This is a genomic window from Nitrospira sp. Vd2, from assembly GCF_979581665.1.
The window spans coordinates 94,546-111,139 of sequence record NZ_CEFZSK010000039.1 but is presented as its reverse complement, the minus strand read 5'-3'; the positions used below and the strand labels follow the sequence as shown (position 1 = coordinate 111,139).

Here is a 16,594-nt window from a genome sequence, read left to right as displayed (position 1 = left end):
GTTGCTGGTGTGGAGAGACTATGCCGACACCGATTACGCGTAAAGGGTATGAGGCCTTGAAAGCCGAGCTGGATCGATTGCGGAAAGTGGAGCGCCCGAAGGTCATCGAAGCCATCGCCGAGGCCCGCGCGCACGGCGATTTGAGCGAGAACGCGGAATACGACGCCGCCAAGGAACGACAGGGCTTTATCGAATCGCGCATCAGCGAGCTCGAAGGAAAGCTCGCGGACGCGCGGATCATCGAGACGGCGAACCGCACGAGCGAGACCGTCGTCTTTGGCGCCACGGTGTCCCTCTTGGACCTTCAATCGAACGAGAAGAAACAGTACATGCTGGTGGGGCAGGACGAGGCCGACCTGAAGAACGGGAAGATCTCGGTTCAGTCGCCGGTCGGCCGCGCCTTGATCGGCAAGCGAATCGGCGATCAGGTGGAAGTGACGACGCCCGCGAAGGTCGTGGAATACGAAGTCTTGGACATTCGGTTCGAGGATGAGTAAGACAGCTGAGGCCGAGACGTGACTCCTGGCGTCAACCTTGACCTGAGGCCGTGGCCGCTATGCCCACCGCGATTTCGCTCATCACCCTGCTGACCGATTTCGGCTCGCGCGATTATTTCGTGGCGAGCATGAAAGGGGTAATCTACAACATCAATCCGCAAGCGCGGGTGGTCGATCTCACGCACGAGGTGCCGGCGCATGATATCGAGGCGGCCGCCTATCTCCTCAAGTCGTGCTACCGCTATTTCCCGGAAGGGACGATTCACGTCGCGGTAGTCGATCCCGGCGTCGGGAGTACCCGCCGTCCGCTGCTCGTCACGACGTCCCGCTATCTGTTCGTGGCACCGGACAACGGTCTCTTGAGTTACATCTATGACGAAGAGCTGTCGGTCGAGGTGCGCCAGATCGAGAATCGCCAGTACCGGCTGGATTCCGAAGGCGCGACCTTCGACGGTCGGGATCTGTTCGCCCCGGCGGCCGCGTGGCTGACGCGAGGGCAGGTGCCTGGGACCTATGGCCGGCTCGTGCGGGATTTCGTGAAACTGCCCATCACTGAGCCGGGATGGCAGGGCCCGCTCTTCGCCGGCCGGATCGTCTACATCGACCATTTCGGCAATCTGATATCCAACATCACGCCGCTGCATCTGAAAGAGATTCGGAATGTGACGAAACGCTCCTCGGTCCTGATCCGCGTCGGCGGCGTGACGATCGACGGCCTCGTGGACTGCTATGCCGACGGCGCGCCCCAAGAGCCGCGCGCGTTGATCAACAGCAACGGACAGTTGGAAGTGTTCCTCAAGGAGGGGCGCGCCGCGGATGTGCTCAAGGTCCGCCGTGGTGACCCGCTCGAAGTCACCTGACAGCGCCGGCGCGTGGCGGTACTACAGATCATGATTGGTGCGCCCCTGCCCTTCCCGACGGCCTGCCTGGCATGACACAGCGACAACTGTTCGCCGTCGGCTTCTTCGCGGTTCTGGCGCTCTTGCTGTATCAGATTGCCGTCATCTTTCGCCCATTCTTCTTGCCGGTGCTGTGGGCCGTCGTGCTCGCCCATATCACCTATCCCTTGCATCGCGGGTTGACGACGTGGCTGGGCGGGCGAGAAGGCCTCTCGGCGGGGCTGCTGACCATTGCCATCCTCGGCCTGGTCGTCGTGCCGCTCGTGTTCTTCATCATTCAATTGATCGAGGAGGCGGGCGCGGCCTACTTGACCACCAAGGCATGGATCGAGAGCGGCGGGTTCAAGCGCATCCCCGGTGAGCTGTCCCAGTGGCCCATCATCGGCGGGTACGTGCAGCCCGTGCTCGGGCGGCTGATTGCCTCGCAAGGCGATCTGGAAGCTTCGCTCCTTCAGAATTTCAAAGCGCTCAGCGGGTTTTTCGTCGAACAGGTCGCCGGTCTCGCCACGAACCTCTTCCTGCTCGTGATGAACTTCCTCGTGATGGTCTTCACGCTGTTCTTCTTTTTCAAGGACGGCGATCGTCTGTATCGGAACCTGTACGACGTGACGCCGTTGGACGAGTTGCACAAGCAGAAGATTTTTGAGCGCCTCGATGTCACCTTGCGCGCCGTGGTCAAAGGCGTGATCATCACCGCGCTCGTGCAGGGCCTCCTGGCCGGCGCGGCCTATGGCGTCCTCGGTGTGCCGTTCCCGGTCGTCTTGATGGCGCTCACGGCTTTGTTGGCGCCGCTGCCGTTTGGCGGGACGGCGCTCGTGTGGTTGCCCGTCGCCGGGTATCTCTATTGGAGCGGCTCGATCGTGAAGGCCGTCGTGATGCTCGCGTGGGGAGCCGGGGTGATCACGATGGTGGACAACATCGTGCGCCCTCTGCTGATCGGCAAAGGCGCGCAACTGCCGGTCTTGTTCCTCTTCTTTAGTATTGTCGGCGGGCTTGCGGCCTATGGGATGATCGGACTGTTCCTCGGGCCGATTCTCCTGGCCATCCTCATGACCGCGATCCAGATTTACCGCGAGGAGTACTTGACCGTCGAGAAGCCGGCCGCGTAGCGGTGGAGCGGCGAGAGCCGCCGTCTTTGGTGACAACCGCTATGGCTTCGCTCACGATCCCCACCATGGCGCGCAATTCGGCCATGCGGATCGAGAGCGGCGGCATCAGCACGATGACATTACCGAGCGGGCGCAGCAGGAGGCCACGGCGGCGTGCTTCTCTCGCGACCTGATGCCCGATCCGGGCCTCGAGTCGATAGGGCTCGCGGGTCGTCTTGTCCTGCACCAGTTCGATCCCCACCATGAAGCCGCGCTGTCGCACGTCACCGACGTGCGGATGGCTGATCAGCGGCTGGAGCAGATGAGTCAATGCTTTGATCTTCGGTTGCAGGGCGGCCAGCGTGCACTCGTCTCGGAAGACCTTGAGATTCGCGAGCGCCACGGCGCAGGCGAGCGGGTTGCCCGTATAACTATGGCCATGGAAGAAGGTCTTCCACTCCGCGTAGTCACCCAAGAATGCCCGATAGATCGTGTCGGTCGTCAGTGTGGCGCCCAAGGGAAGGTAGCCGCCGGTCACGCCCTTGCTGATCGCCATCAGATCGGGAGTCACGCCCTCATGCTGACAGGCGAACATCTTCCCGGTGCGGCCGAACCCGGTGGCCACTTCGTCGGCGATGAGCAATACACCGTACCGGGTGCAGAGTTCACGAACGTGTCGAAGATATCCGGGCGGCGCGGTCAGCATGCCGGCCGCGGCTTGCACCAGCGGCTCGATGACGACGCCGGCGATTTCCTCGTGGCGTTCCTCAAGCAAACGTTGAATCGGCTCTAGGCACGCGCGCCTGCACGACGGATAGGAAAGCTTCAGCGGGCACCGGTAGCAATAGGGCGCATCCGCGCGCAGCGTGGGAAAGAGTAGGGGATGGAACCGCTCATGAAACAGGTCGATGTTTCCGACGCTCATCGCGCCTGCCGTATCGCCATGGTAGGCGAGTCGGAGATTGACGAAGGTGCGCTTGCGCGGAGCGGGAGTGCTCTGCTGCTGCCAATATTGCACCGCCATCTTGAGCGCGACCTCGACGGCGGTCGACCCATCATCCGAATAGAAGACGCGGCTGAGACCCTTCGGTGCGAGACGGATGAGTTCCTTGGCGAGCCGAATGGCCGGCACGTTCGACAGCCCGAGAAGCGTGGTGTGCGCGACTTCGTCGAGTTGGCGTCGCACCGCCCGATCGAGCACCGGATGACGGTGGCCATGGATATTCACCCAAATCGAGGAGACGCCATCGAGATAGCGCCGCCCGTCGGTATCATAGAGGTAGATACCGTTCCCGCGGCAAATGATGATGGGTTCCTCCTGCTCCCACTCGCGCATTTGCGTAAAGGGGTGCCACAGGTAGCGTCGGTCCCACCGAGCGAGTGCCTTCGTCTCCGCGGTTGATCTGTACGCCATCAGGACGGCTCGATTGAATGGAAATCGTGTGCGAGGAGCGATTATAGTGAGGGGGATAATTCTTTGACAACGTGCAGAGCGGTCCATATAATGAACCGATTTTCCACATGATGTCGGACTCGCAGCGCCACGTTCGCAACTTTTCCATCATCGCCCATATCGATCACGGGAAATCTACCCTCGCCGACCGGATCCTCGAGATCACGGGCGCCATCACCGCCCGTGAATTTCGTGAACAGATCCTCGACGCGATGGACTTGGAGCGTGAACGGGGGATCACGATCAAGGCCCATGCGGTCGCGATCCGGTATAAAGCCGACGACGGGCAGACGTACGCGTTGCATTTGATCGATACGCCCGGCCATGTCGACTTTACCTATGAGGTGTCACGGAGCCTGGCGGCCTGTGAAGGCGCCCTGCTGCTCGTCGACGCCACGCAGGGCGTCGAGGCGCAGACGATCGCGAACGCGTATTTGGCAATTGCCAACAACCTCGTGATCATCCCCGTGATCAATAAGATCGACCTCCCGAGCGCCGACATCGAAGGCGTGAAACGGCAGGTTCATGACGTGCTCGGCCTCGACGTCACCGAGACGCTGCTCGTGAGCGCGAAGGAAGGGAAGGGCGTGCGCGAAGTCCTCGAAGCGGTCATCCACCGGATCCCGCCGCCGTCCGGCGATCCGCACAAGCCGCTCAAGGCGCTCGTGTTCGACTCCTGGTTCGACAACTATCAAGGCGTGATCGTCCTCACGCGGGTCATCGACGGCACGATCAGGCCCGGCATGAAGATCCGCGTGATGTCGAACGACAAGGTGTTCGAGATCACCGAGGTCGGCCAGTTCACCCCCAAGCGGACGAAGACCGAGCTACTCTCAACCGGCGAGGTAGGGTACGTCTGCGCGAACATGCGCGAGGTCGCGGACGTGAAGATCGGTGATACGCTCACCGACGCGGCGCGGCCGACCGACTCGCCCTTCCCCGGCTATAAGGAAGTCAAACCGCTCGTCTTCTGCGGGCTGTACTCGACCGATACCGCGAAATACGAAGACCTGCGCGACGCGCTCCAGAAGCTGCGCTTGAACGATTCCTCCTTCGTGTATGAGCCTGAAACGTCCCTCGCCCTCGGGTTCGGGTTCCGATGCGGCTTCTTGGGCTTGCTGCACATGGAGATCATTCAGGAGCGATTGGAACGCGAGTATGGGTTGACCTTGATTACCACCGCGCCGACCGTCGTCTATCGTGTCCACACGACCAACGGCGAGGTGCTCTCGATCGACAATCCCGCGAAGCTGCCGGCACCTTCGGCAATCGAGAAGTTCGAGGAGCCGTTCATCAAAGCGACGATCATCACGCCCGAACGGTACGTCGGCAGCATTCTGCAGCTGTGCCAGGAGCGACGCGGTGTTCAGGTCGCGCTTCAGTATCTCGACCCAACGCGGGTCATGTTGACGTATGAGTTGCCGCTCAACGAGGTCATCCTCGATTTTTACGATAAACTGAAATCGAAAACCCAGGGGTACGCCTCGCTCGATTATGAATTGATCGGCTATCGCGAGTCCGATTTGATCAAGCTCGACCTGCTGCTCAATGGGGAGACGGTCGACGCGCTCTCGCTGATCACGCATCGCGAGAAAGCCTATGCCCGCGGCCGTCAGCTTGCGGAAAAAATGAAAGAGCTGATCCCCAAGCAAATGTTCGAAATCGCGATCCAGGCGGCGATCGGCAACAAAGTCATCGCGCGGGAGACGGTCGGCGCGCTCAAGAAAAACGTGACCGCGAAGTGTTATGGTGGTGACATCAGCCGGAAACGAAAATTGTGGGAGAAGCAGAAAGAAGGCAAAAAGCGGATGAAGCAGGTCGGGCGCGTCGAAGTCCCGCAGGAAGCCTTCCTGGCTCTCCTGAAGGTGACGGGGGAGTAATGGAGCCTCAGCCACCCCGCCTAGACGAGGCCACGCGCACCGCTTCCGAATCGGTCGTCCCCGCGAGCGTGGCCGACGCACCGCCTCGCCGGAAATCCATTCTCCGCGAATACGCCGAGGCGATCGTGCTCGCGATGCTGCTCGCCTTCGCGATTCGCGTGTTCGTCGTGCAGGCCTTCAAGATTCCCTCCGGGTCGATGATTCCCACGCTCCTGATCGGCGATCATATCCTCGTCAGCAAGCTGTCCTATGGCGTCCAGTGGCCCGGTGACTGCAAGTTTCGCGTCAGCTTTCCACCGGTGACGTGCTATACCTCCCATACCGTGATCGCGTTCGGGGACCCGCAGCGGGGCGATGTGATCGTCTTTCGCTACCCCGAGGACGAAGAAAAAGACTTCATCAAGCGGATCATCGGTTTGCCGGGCGACACGATCGAAATTCGTCAGAAGGTCGTCTACGTCAACGGTCAGCCGCTCGACGATAAAGCCTACACCCAACGGGTCGATCCGGGAATCATCAACGGCGCCATCAACCCGCGCGATAATTTCGGGCCCGTCACCGTTCCCGAAGGCGCCTATTTCGTGATGGGCGACAACCGTGATCAGAGCCTCGACAGTCGATTCTGGGGATACGTCCGTGCCGAGAAGATCCGTGGCAAGGCCTTCCGCATCTACTGGTCGTGGAGCGGCCACGGCGATTGGACGCATTGGGTTCGCTGGGAACGGATCGGTCAAGCCATCCGATAGCGGAGCGCCCATGGAACGGAAGCCCGGAACGCAGCCGAAGGACCGCGAGCGCCCGCAGCCAGCCGATCCGCGTACCCTTCAGCGCCACATCCAACGGTTCCCGCAGGCGGGCGTCCTGGTCATCGGTGATTTGATTCTCGATCATTATATTTGGGGCAAGGTCAGCCGCATTTCGCCGGAAGCGCCGGTACCCGTCGTCCATGTGGAGTCTGAATCCTTGAAGCTCGGCGGCGCGGCCAACGTCTATAGCAACATCGTGGCGTTGGGCGGACGGGCGGAAATCTGCGGCGTACTGGGCGCCGATGAAGGCGGTCGCCGGCTGCTCGCCGAACTGGGGGCCAACCGACAGGGACGCGGCGGGATCATCATCGATCCTGAACGGCCGACCACACGGAAGACGCGCGTGGTCGCCCACAATCAACAGATCGTTCGCTATGATGTCGAGCACCGTCAGGATATCAAGCCGCTCTATCAACGGCGGATCATTCGGCATGTCGAATCGCGGCTCAGGGAGATCGGCTGCCTGGTGGTGTCCGACTATGCCAAAGGCGTGGTGACGGCGCCGCTGATGGCGGAGCTGGTTCGGTTGGCGACGCTCCGGCGGATTCCGTTGATCGTCGATCCAAAGGTGGAGCATTTTTCCTTCTATAAGAATGTCACCGTGGTCACACCGAATCATCTCGAAGCCACGCAGGCGGCCGGCGTCCACGGGGACGACGACACGGCGATCTGCGAAGCCGGCGAAACGATTCGCCAGCGGTTGGGATGCCAATCCGTGCTCGTCACGCGCGGGGAAAAGGGCATGAGCCTGTTTGAATCCGACGGGACCACGCTCCATATTCCCACCGTCGCGCGGCAGGTCTATGATGTCACGGGGGCCGGCGATACGGTGGTTGCGACATTGGCCTTGGCGCAGGCAACAGGGGCGTCGATGGCCCATAGCGCGATCCTGGCGAACCATGCGGCCGGGATCGTCGTCGGCATGGTGGGCACGGCGACTGTCACCGCGGCGCAACTCAACGAGGCAGTCCTTCATGGCTAACCCATCGCCTCGGGTGACCGTCGTCATCCCTGCGCGGTTTGGTTCCTCCCGTTTTCCAGGAAAACCGCTCGCAACGATTGCCGGCCAACCGCTGATCCGCCACGTCTACGAGCGGGTTGTGAGGGCGACCGGCGTCAGCCAGGTGGTCGTTGCGACCGATGATCGGCGGATTCACGATGCGGTCACGCGGTTCGGTGGTGACGCGATTCTCGTGGCCGAACCGTTTCGGACCGGTACCGATAGAGTCGCGGCTGTCGCGGAACAGATGCCAGGGGAGATCTTCATCAACCTGCAAGGTGATGAAATCCTCATGGACGATCGGCTCATCACCGATCTCGTCACGCCGTTCGTCGCGAGCGAGGCCGGCATGGGGACGCTGAAACGGCGCCTGACGTCATGGGATGAGGTGGAGAATTCGGCCGTTGTGAAAGTCGTGACGAATCAGGCGGGATGGGCCCTCTATTTTTCACGGGCTCCCATCCCTCATTGGCGGGACAGGGTGACCAGTGCATTCCCCAAAGACCTGTACTTTATCCATCTTGGTGTCTACATCTTTCGTCGCGAAACGCTCAAGCGGTTTGCCGCCTTACCGACGGGGATGTTGGAAGAGACAGAAAAACTCGAACAGTTGCGTGCGTTGGAACACGGAATCGGCATCAAGGTGTGGGAGACGAGCCATCAGTCGCTTCGTATTGATACACCGAACGATGTCGCTGCCGCGGCGCAGGTGCTCGCGGCGCAGCTTCAGCCGCAGTCGAAAGGGGGCCTATGAGCAAATTCATTTTCGTGACCGGCGGCGTGGTCTCTTCCCTTGGCAAGGGCTTGGCCTCGGCCTCGATCGGCAATTTACTCGAAAGCCGAGGGTTGAAGATTACGTTCCTCAAGCTCGATCCGTATATCAACGTCGATCCCGGCACGATGAATCCGTATCAACACGGCGAGGTCTTTGTCACCGAAGACGGGGCGGAAACCGACTTGGATCTCGGCCACTACGAGCGCTACACCTCGCTCACGTTGTCACGTGAGAACAATTACACGACCGGTCGCATTTACCACACCGTCATCACGAAGGAGCGGCGTGGCGATTACCTGGGGGGAACCGTGCAGGTGGTCCCGCACATTACGGATGAGATCAAGCGATCGGTCGTCGATGTCGCGAAGGGCGCGGATGTCGCGATCGTCGAAATCGGCGGCACCGTCGGCGATATCGAAAGCCTGCCGTTCCTCGAAGCGATTCGCCAGATCCCGTACGACGTAGGCCGTGAGAACGTGCTCTACGTGCATCTGACCTTGGTGCCGTACATCGGCGCGGCGGGCGAATTGAAAACCAAGCCGACACAGCACTCGGTGAACAAGCTGCGCGAGATCGGTATTCAGCCCAATATTCTGTTGTGTCGCACCGATCGTTATCTCCCACCGGATTTGAAAGCCAAAATCGCGCTGTTCTGCAACGTAGAAAAGGACGCCGTGATCACGGCGAAGGACGTCGAGACCGTCTACGAGGTGCCGATCGTCTTCCGGAAAGAAGGCCTCGACGAATTGATCGTCCGGATGCTGCACCTCGAAACCGGTCCGCCGAACCTCAGGGAATGGGATGCGATGGTGCAGAAGATCAAGCATCCCAAACATGAGGTGTCGATCGCCCTCGTCGGGAAGTACATCGGCCTCAAGGAATCGTACAAGAGCCTCACCGAAGCCCTTGTCCATGGCGGGATCGACCATGAGACGCGCGTCACGATTCACTGGATCGAGTCGGAAGACATCGAGCGGCAGGGGACGGAACGGCTGCTGCGCGAGCTTGACGGGATTCTGATTCCCGGTGGATTCGGCGTGCGCGGGATCGAGGGCAAGATTCAGACGATCCGCTATGCCCGTGAGCACGGTGTTCCGTTCCTGGGACTGTGTTTGGGCATGCAGTGCGCCGTGATCGAGTTCGCGAGGGATGTCGCCGGCCTGGAGCGAGCGAACAGCGCCGAGTTCGACCCGGCGACGCCGCATCCCGTGATCGATCTCATGGCCACGCAGCGCGGCGTGAATGAAAAGGGCGGCACGATGCGATTAGGCTCCTATCCGTGTCGAATCGTCGAGGGGAGCCTGGCGCACAAGGCCTACGGTGTGGTCGAGGTCAAGGAACGGCATCGCCACAGGTATGAATTCAACAATGCCTATCGCGAGGCGCTGACCAAGCACGGCCTGGTGCTCAGCGGCGTTTCACCGGACAGCCAACTGGTCGAAATCGTCGAGTTGCCCGATCATCCGTGGTTCGTCGCCACGCAATTCCATCCCGAGTTCAACTCGCGCCCGCACCATCCGCATCCACTGTTCAGCGGGTTTGTGGGGGCGGCGCTGAGAAGAAAATGCGGGCAATAATGGCACGCTGAAAATGCCGCCCCACTGCGTTAGAGATTGTGGAACCCTGCCGTCTCACCATCTCGGCGGCGCGCACAAACACGGTGCGACTTATTCGTCGCACCGTGCGCCCTCAACGTACCCCAGAGGGGAGGAGAGCCTGTCTCGGCAGACTCAGGGCGGGTGGGTGAGAACAATCAACGCCTCCGGTGTTTGCTCGCCTGCGGCCTTGTTGGATGGTCATTTTGAGCGTCCCCTTTGTCAGGGTCTCGGGCGGGAGCCATGATTTGTGAAGTGGACATCGGTCCGTTCAAGATCGGTGGCGATCAGCCGCATGCGTTGATTGCCGGGCCGTGTGTCATCGAGAGCGAAGGTCTCGTGCTCGAGACGGCGGCGCGCATCGCGGACATCGCTCGGGCGGTCGGCATGCCGTACATCTTCAAGTCGTCTTACGATAAGGCGAACCGGAGCTCGATTCATTCATACCGCGGTCCCGGGATCGAGAAGGGACTCGAGGCGTTGGCGAAGGTCAAAGCGCAGCTCGGTGTGCCCGTGCTTACCGATGTTCATACGGCGGAGCAGGCGCGGGCGGCAGGCGCGGTCGTCGATATCCTGCAGATCCCGGCCTTTCTCTGCCGGCAAACGGATTTACTCGTCGCGGCCGCGAAGACCGGACGCGTCGTCAACGTGAAAAAGGGGCAATTTCTCTCACCGTGGGATATGAAAAACGTGGTGACGAAGCTTGAGGAAAGCGGCACCACGCGCATTCTGCTGACGGAACGCGGCGCCTCCTTTGGGTACAACAACCTGGTCGTCGATATGCGATCGTTGCCTGTGATGCGCGCATTCGGTTACCCTGTGGTGTTCGATGCGACACACAGCGTGCAACTCCCCGGTGGCGGCGGCACCCGCTCGAGCGGACAACGTGAGTTCATTACACCGCTGGCCAGCGCCGCCGCGGCAGCGGGCTGCGATGCGTTTTTCATGGAAGTCCATCCTGATCCAGATCGTGCGCTCTCGGATGGTCCGAACATGGTCCCCTTGCATCATTTGAAACCATTGCTCGAACGACTGGTCGCGATTGCTCGAGTGGCGGGAAAGGGCGGGGAGTCGTTCTCATGAGCATCGAGCAGGGGCGGCGGGTGCTGGACATCGAGGCTCGTGCCATTGCGAAGCTCGTCGATCGACTTGATCACCGGTTCACTGACGCGGTCGAGCTTCTGCTCACCTGTACGGGCAAAGTGGTCGTCTCCGGCATGGGCAAGTCGGGATTGATCGGCCAGAAGATTGCCGCGACGCTGGCCAGCACCGGGACACCGGCCTTCTTTCTCCATCCTGCTGAAGGCATCCACGGCGACCTCGGCATGCTGGCGAGGCACGATACGATGATTGCGCTCTCGAATAGCGGTGAGACCGAGGAAGTGCTCAAGCTCCTTCCGTTCGTCAAGCGGCTCAACATCCCGGTGATCGCGTTGACGGGACGGCCGCAATCGACGCTCGCGAAAAATAGCGATGTGGTGCTCGACGTCTCGGTCAGCGAAGAAGCGTGTCCGATGGGTCTCGCCCCGACGGCGAGTACGACGGCCACGTTGGCGATGGGCGATGCGCTGGCGATCGCGTTGCTCGACCGGCGTGGCTTCAAGGAAGAGGATTTCGCGCAGTTTCACCCCGGGGGGACGTTGGGTCGTCGCCTATTGCTGAAGGTCCGTGATCTCATGCATCATGGTGACGCCATCCCGAGAATCGCTCACGGAGCGAGCGTGCGTGATGCGATCTTGGAGATGACCGGGAAGAAGCTAGGGATGACGACGGTTCTCGACGATGCCGGCCGCTTGGTCGGTGTGCTGACGGACGGCGATCTTCGCCGTTTGTTGCAGCGCGGCGTTGATCTCGCAACGACCGTCGTCGGGGACGTGGCGAGCCGGTCACCGAAGACGATCGAACCCGATGCGCTTGCCGCCCGTGCCGTCCAGACCATGGAGCAGTTTTCAATTACCTCATTGGCGGTTGTCAATGGCGACGGGGCGCTGGTCGGGGTGATTCACCTCCATGACCTCTTGAAAAGTGGCATTGTGTAACGTGGCCGAGCCGGCACATCAGATGCGTGTTAGTGGCGCAAAACAGAACGATCCGTTGATCGAGAAATTGGATGCGCGCGATGCGGCGTTGAACCTACCCAACTCGCTCACGTTCGTCCGCCTTCTGTTGATTCCGATTTTCGTCGCACTGTACGCGACGCCGACGCCAGAACGTGCATTGGCCGCGGCGGCGGTGTTCGGCATTGCGGCGTTGACCGATCTGCTGGACGGCTATCTCGCGCGCCGGCGTTCGGAAGTCACTCGGCTCGGACGGCTGCTCGATCCCATCGCCGATAAGCTCCTCGTTCTCTCCGGCTTGATTCTGCTGGTGGAATTTCAACATGTCTCCGCGATCGTCGCCATCCTGATCATCGGCCGAGAGGTGACGGTCACGGGAATCCGCGCGGTGGCGGCCGCCGAAGGCGTGATCATGTCGGCGGAGGCCACCGGAAAATACAAGATGGTAGCCCAGGTGGTGGCGATTGTCGCCTTGATCGTCGCGGATGCGTTCGATACGGTCTGGCAATTGACGGCCATCGGGAACGTGTTGCTCTACATTGCGCTCGTGTTGGGTCTGTTCTCCGGCGCCCGGTACCTCGTCACGTTTTGGCGCCAAGTGGCACTCCGCGGTTTCTAACTGCTCGCCGTGTCCCAGCCCTCTGCCCGATGACGGTCGGCCATTGGCTCCCGGTGCTGCTCGGTCTCGGCGGCTATCTTCTCGGCGCCGTGCCATTCGGCGTCCTCGTCTGTCGCGTGCTAGGCGTCCCCGATCCACGGACGGCCGGTAGTCGTAACATCGGCTTTACCAATGTACTTCGTGTCTCCGGCAAGAAGGCGGGCCTGCTCACGTTGGCGGGTGACATGGGAAAGGGTTGGCTCATCGGGTGGGTCGCGACGCTGTCCGTTGACGATCCTGTGCTCGTGTTCGTCGTGGCGCTCATGCCGATTCTCGGCCATCTCTATTCGGTGTTTCTGAGCTTCCGCGGCGGCAAGGGGGTCGCGACGGCATTAGGTGCCGTTCTCGGTGTGGCGCCGTGGATCGGCCTTGCACTTGTTCTGATTTGGCTGGTGACGGCCGGCATGTGGCGGTATTCCTCCGCGGCGGCGATCGCCGCCTTTCTGGCCCTTCCTGTGTTGGCGCTCTTTCATCCCGACCGCCGGTTTTTCGTCTTCGCACTTGCGATCACGGTCCTCATCATCTCACGGCATCGTGAGAACCTGTGGCGGCTGTGGCAGGGGACTGAGCCGAAGATTGGGAAGCCGCGCGATTCGCAGCCGACTTAGCGCATCATATGCGCGGAGACGGTGGGCAGGGGACGGCGTTCGACTCGTAAAAATGACCGCCGATGCCCAGATAGGCCAGACGGATGTTCTGATAGCAGGTGACATACTCCGACCATAAACCGTATGACCTGCGCTGCGTGTGCGCGGTGAGGTCTGCCAGCGTGTGATAAAGAATGGTCTCGCGGGTCAAGGCCACGCGTCTGAGCGCCTGCTCTTTGACGCGCGCCACGCGTTCGTGGAGGCTTTCTTCCACGTTCGTATCGACGAGCGATCCGCCCAGCAGCGGATAGCGACGTTGAATCATGGCCCGGTCCAATCGACTGCCCTCATAGTGAACCGCGGCCAAGTGTGTGTTGAGCAAGCGTGCTTCCCGTTCGATAGCCTGTTGCTCAGCTGCGGAAATGCGGTCGGCCTCTTGCTGGGCCGCCGCGGTCAAGATGTGGATTCGATACTGCGTCACGGATGGATTGATCCACGCTAAGCCGAGCGCGACGAAAACCACCAGGACCGCCGCACTGATGATGATCGTGTTGATCCGCATGGCGCCTACCACCTGTCGAACAGTATAAGGCGGTTGCGGAACCCGTCAACAAGGACTGCCAAAGACGACGGTGACTGCCGTGAAATTGCTGTTTAAGCAGAGTGGCGGTTCGGAGTGTGAGAGTGGCCGAGCGATTCCGGAAGTTGCTCATTGCGATCAAGGATGGGCATTTTGGCATAGATGTCGTTCAATTCAACTTCAGTCCCACGATGCCGACAACGATCAGCAGGATGCACGCAATGCGCACAACGGACGTGGACTCTCCAAAGAGCACCATGCCCGCGAGGGCAGTTCCGGCCGCACCGATGCCCGTCCAGACCGCATAGCCGGTCCCTACGGGGATCGTCTTCAAAGCTATGCCAAGCAGCCATACGCTGACGGCCATGGTGCAAGGGTCCAGAGTGACGGCCAGAGCCTAGTGAAGCCTTCTGTGGATTTCATGCTGGTTGCCCAGAGAATTTCGAAAAAACCGGCTACGATCAAGTACAGCCAAGCCATCGGTGTTCCTCCTGTTTGGAACTGATTGGTATAGGTCTATTTTGCTCTTCTTGTCTAGAACCGCGCGTTTTCGGTAGAGTGTGGGTGAAAGGGCTGGGCAGGTCGATGAGTGTTGTGTGCGGCGCTGCCAATGTGGGCCCGGTGGGAGAGAATTCGGGGGAGACTTGTCGGTTTGTTCGGGGCTGGCGGCACGTAAGTTGACATAATCGATCTTATCCGACATGACGCCATTCGTTCTTCTTCAGCGACTGACCAAGGAAGCGCGAATCACGAGCGATGCGATACGCGAGGCCGTGATTGCGATATCCGAGCGTGTCAATAGGCGCGTGCAAATCATGCGACTGCATTGGCAAGCTACCGGTCTGCACCAGCAGATCCAGTCAGTTCACCGGCGGCTTGGGAGCGGACTGTGTGAGGCATTAGCGCCGGCAGACCATCTGCTCAAAGATGCCCTTCTGAGAAGTCCAGAGTTGGTTGAGAAGATCCAATCGGCAGCAGCGGCAATCGGCCTGCTGAACAGGGAACTCGACGAAATCCAGACTGAGATTTGCACATTAGAACTTGAAGCATTGCGTGAGGATTTTCTCAAGCTGCAACAGGATTTGCTGAAGCGCGGAATGTCGATGCGCCGGGCCCTGGTCGGCTCGACCGCGCCAGTCCTAGGTCGGCGGATCACCGATATTCCGCTCGTCCCCGGGGTCGCGCTCGCCGCTGTGTTCCGGGGCGCGATGATGCTCGTCCCGTCGCCACAGATAACGGTCCGTGCCCATGACATTATGATCCTATTCGGGCCTGACTCCGCGCTAGACGCGACGATGGTTCTGTTCGGCGCTCGACAAGCGGCGTTCGACCGTGTAGTTTAAGAAGCGAGGTTCCATGACGAGGCGTCTCGTCGCATGTATGCTCCTTGCCGTCCTTATCATGACGGCAACGCCCGCCTCCACGTCAGCAGACGCTAGCCCTCCAGGCCTTCGGCTGTTAGATGAGCTGCAGAACGTCATTACCGATCTTGCCGAGCGTGTCAAACCATCGGTCGTGACCGTCCTCCCCGCGCAAAATACCAAGTCAATGAGCCCACGTGATCGTGCGCCGAGCACGCCCGGCTCCGGTTCCGGAGTGATCGTCGATGCACAGGGCCACATCATTACGAACAATCACGTCGTCGGGGACGCGCATGAGGTGGAGGTGCGCCTCTCCGACCGCACGAAATTCATCGCGCAGGTCGTCGGCAAGGATCCCGATACCGACCTTGCTGTTTTGAAGATTACGACCGATCGGCCTCTGCCCTATGCGACCCTTGGCGATTCGAGTACCGTCAAGGTCGGCCAATGGGTATTAGCCGTGGGAAATCCGTTCGGTCTCGATCGGACTGTTACGCTGGGGGTCGTGAGCGGAATTGGGCGGGAGAATATGAATCTCTCGAAGTACGAGAATTTCATCCAGACCGATGCGTCGATCAATCCCGGTAATTCAGGCGGCCCGTTATTCAACATTCGTGGGGACGTGATCGGCATCAATACGGCCATCATCAATTTTGCACAAGGAATCGGATTTGCGATTCCGTCGAATATGGCCAAACAGGTCATGCAGCAACTCATTACACGCGGGAAGGTCGTGCGTGCATGGCTCGGAGTCGGGATTCAGCCAGTGACCGCGGAGTTAGCGACGAAATTCGGCGTCAGCGAAAACGAAGGCGTCTTGGTGAACGAAGTGTTCGAGAACGACCCCGCGGCTCGGGCCGGCATCAAGCCGGGGGACATCATTACCAAGGTCGATGGAAAGACGGTCGATACGCCGAGCAGCTTGTCCCGGCTGATTGCCGGGCTCGACCCAGCCGTCGCGGCCAATGTCGAAATCGTCCGGGATGGAAAACGTCAGATGATTGCCGTAGCGCTGGCCGAGCGGCGGGAGAGTCCGGTGGTCGCGTCCCTAGCTCCGTCCAGCCCTGAGATGAAATTGGGCGTCGATGTGCAGGATCTGACTACCGAGCTGGCGGAGAAATTCAAGCTCAGTGAAACGCGCGGCGTCCTCATCGCAAAAGTGGAGCGCGGCAGCATCGCCATGGTGGAAGGTCTTCGGGAAGGCGATCTGATCAAAGAGGTGAACCGGACAGAAGTGTCATCCGTCGCAGAATTTTCCGCCGCGCTTGCCAAGGTCAAGCGCGGCGAAACCGTCCTCTTGCGTGTCCTAAGGGAGAATCGCGCCTTTTACGTTGTATTGAAAGCTGCCGATAAGTGAA

Annotated in this window: 16 protein-coding genes and 1 pseudogene; 14 read left to right on the top strand and 3 right to left on the bottom strand. The window is 60.4% G+C overall.

Annotated elements, in window-relative coordinates; translation table 11 throughout:
• The first annotated feature begins 20 nt into the window (after positions 1 to 20).
• The 3 genes from greA to AC1U7K_RS16205 all read left to right on the top strand — a co-directional run bounded on the left by greA (position 21) and on the right by AC1U7K_RS16205 (position 2,505).
• Entirely contained in the window at positions 21 to 497 is a 477-nt protein-coding gene (greA, locus tag AC1U7K_RS16215; protein ID WP_480252636.1) for a transcription elongation factor GreA, read from the top strand.
• A gap of 59 nt (positions 498 to 556) precedes the next feature.
• Entirely contained in the window at positions 557 to 1,357 is an 801-nt protein-coding gene (locus tag AC1U7K_RS16210) for an SAM hydrolase/SAM-dependent halogenase family protein (protein WP_480252634.1), read from the top strand.
• A gap of 71 nt (positions 1,358 to 1,428) precedes the next feature.
• The gene (locus AC1U7K_RS16205; RefSeq protein ID WP_480252633.1) at positions 1,429 to 2,505 is read left to right on the top strand and encodes an AI-2E family transporter; all 1,077 of its coding nucleotides are present in this window, start codon (positions 1,429 to 1,431) and stop codon (positions 2,503 to 2,505) included.
• Here AC1U7K_RS16205 and bioA read toward each other — a convergent pair.
• Entirely contained in the window at positions 2,444 to 3,898 is a 1,455-nt protein-coding gene (bioA, locus tag AC1U7K_RS16200) for an adenosylmethionine--8-amino-7-oxononanoate transaminase (protein WP_480252632.1), read from the bottom strand. The two genes, AC1U7K_RS16205 and bioA, sit on opposite strands and share 62 nt — an antisense overlap.
• Positions 3,899 to 4,008: 110 nt before the next feature.
• On the opposite strand from bioA, the gene lepA reads away from it, so the two are divergent.
• The 9 genes from lepA to plsY all read left to right on the top strand — a co-directional run bounded on the left by lepA (position 4,009) and on the right by plsY (position 13,316).
• Positions 4,009 to 5,817, top strand: coding sequence for a translation elongation factor 4 (lepA, locus tag AC1U7K_RS16195; RefSeq protein ID WP_480252773.1), 1,809 nt, complete (start codon positions 4,009 to 4,011; stop codon positions 5,815 to 5,817).
• Positions 5,817 to 6,563: a signal peptidase I gene (lepB, locus tag AC1U7K_RS16190; protein ID WP_480252630.1), complete on the top strand. Its 747-nt coding sequence runs from the start codon at positions 5,817 to 5,819 to the stop codon at positions 6,561 to 6,563. Before lepA ends, lepB begins: the two co-directional genes overlap by 1 nt.
• Before the next feature lie 10 nt (positions 6,564 to 6,573).
• The gene (rfaE1, locus tag AC1U7K_RS16185) at positions 6,574 to 7,605 is read left to right on the top strand and encodes a D-glycero-beta-D-manno-heptose-7-phosphate kinase (RefSeq protein WP_480252628.1); all 1,032 of its coding nucleotides are present in this window, start codon (positions 6,574 to 6,576) and stop codon (positions 7,603 to 7,605) included.
• Positions 7,598 to 8,377 (top strand): 3-deoxy-manno-octulosonate cytidylyltransferase, encoded by a 780-nt coding sequence (gene kdsB / locus AC1U7K_RS16180; protein ID WP_480252627.1) that lies wholly within the window; start codon positions 7,598 to 7,600, stop codon positions 8,375 to 8,377. Before rfaE1 ends, kdsB begins: the two co-directional genes overlap by 8 nt.
• On the top strand, positions 8,374 to 9,975 hold the full coding sequence (locus AC1U7K_RS16175) for a CTP synthase (RefSeq protein WP_480252625.1): 1,602 nt from the start codon (positions 8,374 to 8,376) through the stop codon (positions 9,973 to 9,975). Before kdsB ends, AC1U7K_RS16175 begins: the two co-directional genes overlap by 4 nt.
• Positions 9,976 to 10,236: 261 nt before the next feature.
• Positions 10,237 to 11,076, top strand: a complete 840-nt coding sequence (gene kdsA, locus AC1U7K_RS16170) for a 3-deoxy-8-phosphooctulonate synthase (protein WP_480252623.1) — start codon at positions 10,237 to 10,239, stop codon at positions 11,074 to 11,076.
• A complete protein-coding gene (locus AC1U7K_RS16165) occupies positions 11,073 to 12,032 on the top strand; it encodes a KpsF/GutQ family sugar-phosphate isomerase (protein ID WP_480252621.1) in 960 nt (319 codons plus the stop codon). The genes kdsA and AC1U7K_RS16165 overlap by 4 nt, the downstream gene beginning before the upstream one ends.
• A 22-nt stretch (positions 12,033 to 12,054) precedes the next feature.
• Positions 12,055 to 12,669, top strand: a complete 615-nt coding sequence (gene pgsA, locus AC1U7K_RS16160) for a CDP-diacylglycerol--glycerol-3-phosphate 3-phosphatidyltransferase (protein ID WP_480252620.1) — start codon at positions 12,055 to 12,057, stop codon at positions 12,667 to 12,669.
• Positions 12,670 to 12,698: 29 nt separating this feature from the next.
• A complete protein-coding gene (gene plsY, locus AC1U7K_RS16155) occupies positions 12,699 to 13,316 on the top strand; it encodes a glycerol-3-phosphate 1-O-acyltransferase PlsY (RefSeq protein ID WP_480252618.1) in 618 nt (205 codons plus the stop codon).
• A gap of 4 nt (positions 13,317 to 13,320) precedes the next feature.
• Here plsY and AC1U7K_RS16150 read toward each other — a convergent pair whose 3' ends face one another.
• Complete coding sequence (locus AC1U7K_RS16150; protein ID WP_480252617.1) at positions 13,321 to 13,857, bottom strand: hypothetical protein; 537 nt, start codon at positions 13,855 to 13,857, stop codon at positions 13,321 to 13,323.
• A gap of 187 nt (positions 13,858 to 14,044) precedes the next feature.
• Positions 14,045 to 14,355 (bottom strand): annotated as a pseudogene (locus tag AC1U7K_RS16145) (DMT family transporter).
• 221 nt (positions 14,356 to 14,576) lie between these two features.
• Between AC1U7K_RS16145 and AC1U7K_RS16140 the strand changes: the two are divergent.
• The gene (locus tag AC1U7K_RS16140) at positions 14,577 to 15,218 is read left to right on the top strand and encodes a TrkA C-terminal domain-containing protein (RefSeq protein ID WP_480252616.1); all 642 of its coding nucleotides are present in this window, start codon (positions 14,577 to 14,579) and stop codon (positions 15,216 to 15,218) included.
• Positions 15,219 to 15,231: 13 nt separating this feature from the next.
• Positions 15,232 to 16,593, top strand: a complete 1,362-nt coding sequence (locus AC1U7K_RS16135; protein ID WP_480252614.1) for a Do family serine endopeptidase — start codon at positions 15,232 to 15,234, stop codon at positions 16,591 to 16,593.
• Position 16,594: the final 1 nt, after the last annotated feature.

What these genes read in the sequence shown, in the direction of transcription:
- greA (WP_480252636.1), top strand. Translation starts at nt 21, where the DNA reads ATGCCGACACCGATTACGCGTAAAGGGTATGAGGCCTTGAAAGCCGAG.
- plsY (WP_480252618.1), top strand. Translation starts at nt 12,699, where the DNA reads ATGACGGTCGGCCATTGGCTCCCGGTGCTGCTCGGTCTCGGCGGCTAT.
- lepA (WP_480252773.1), top strand. Translation starts at nt 4,009, where the DNA reads ATGTCGGACTCGCAGCGCCACGTTCGCAACTTTTCCATCATCGCCCAT.
- AC1U7K_RS16150 (WP_480252617.1), bottom strand. Translation starts at nt 13,857, where the DNA reads ATGCGGATCAACACGATCATCATCAGTGCGGCGGTCCTGGTGGTTTTC.
- AC1U7K_RS16165 (WP_480252621.1), top strand. Translation starts at nt 11,073, where the DNA reads ATGAGCATCGAGCAGGGGCGGCGGGTGCTGGACATCGAGGCTCGTGCC.
- lepB (WP_480252630.1), top strand. Translation starts at nt 5,817, where the DNA reads ATGGAGCCTCAGCCACCCCGCCTAGACGAGGCCACGCGCACCGCTTCC.
- AC1U7K_RS16140 (WP_480252616.1), top strand. Translation starts at nt 14,577, where the DNA reads ATGACGCCATTCGTTCTTCTTCAGCGACTGACCAAGGAAGCGCGAATC.
- rfaE1 (WP_480252628.1), top strand. Translation starts at nt 6,574, where the DNA reads ATGGAACGGAAGCCCGGAACGCAGCCGAAGGACCGCGAGCGCCCGCAG.
- AC1U7K_RS16210 (WP_480252634.1), top strand. Translation starts at nt 557, where the DNA reads ATGCCCACCGCGATTTCGCTCATCACCCTGCTGACCGATTTCGGCTCG.
- AC1U7K_RS16205 (WP_480252633.1), top strand. Translation starts at nt 1,429, where the DNA reads ATGACACAGCGACAACTGTTCGCCGTCGGCTTCTTCGCGGTTCTGGCG.
- AC1U7K_RS16135 (WP_480252614.1), top strand. Translation starts at nt 15,232, where the DNA reads ATGACGAGGCGTCTCGTCGCATGTATGCTCCTTGCCGTCCTTATCATG.
- kdsB (WP_480252627.1), top strand. Translation starts at nt 7,598, where the DNA reads ATGGCTAACCCATCGCCTCGGGTGACCGTCGTCATCCCTGCGCGGTTT.
- pgsA (WP_480252620.1), top strand. Translation starts at nt 12,055, where the DNA reads ATGCGTGTTAGTGGCGCAAAACAGAACGATCCGTTGATCGAGAAATTG.
- kdsA (WP_480252623.1), top strand. Translation starts at nt 10,237, where the DNA reads ATGATTTGTGAAGTGGACATCGGTCCGTTCAAGATCGGTGGCGATCAG.
- bioA (WP_480252632.1), bottom strand. Translation starts at nt 3,898, where the DNA reads ATGGCGTACAGATCAACCGCGGAGACGAAGGCACTCGCTCGGTGGGAC.
- AC1U7K_RS16175 (WP_480252625.1), top strand. Translation starts at nt 8,374, where the DNA reads ATGAGCAAATTCATTTTCGTGACCGGCGGCGTGGTCTCTTCCCTTGGC.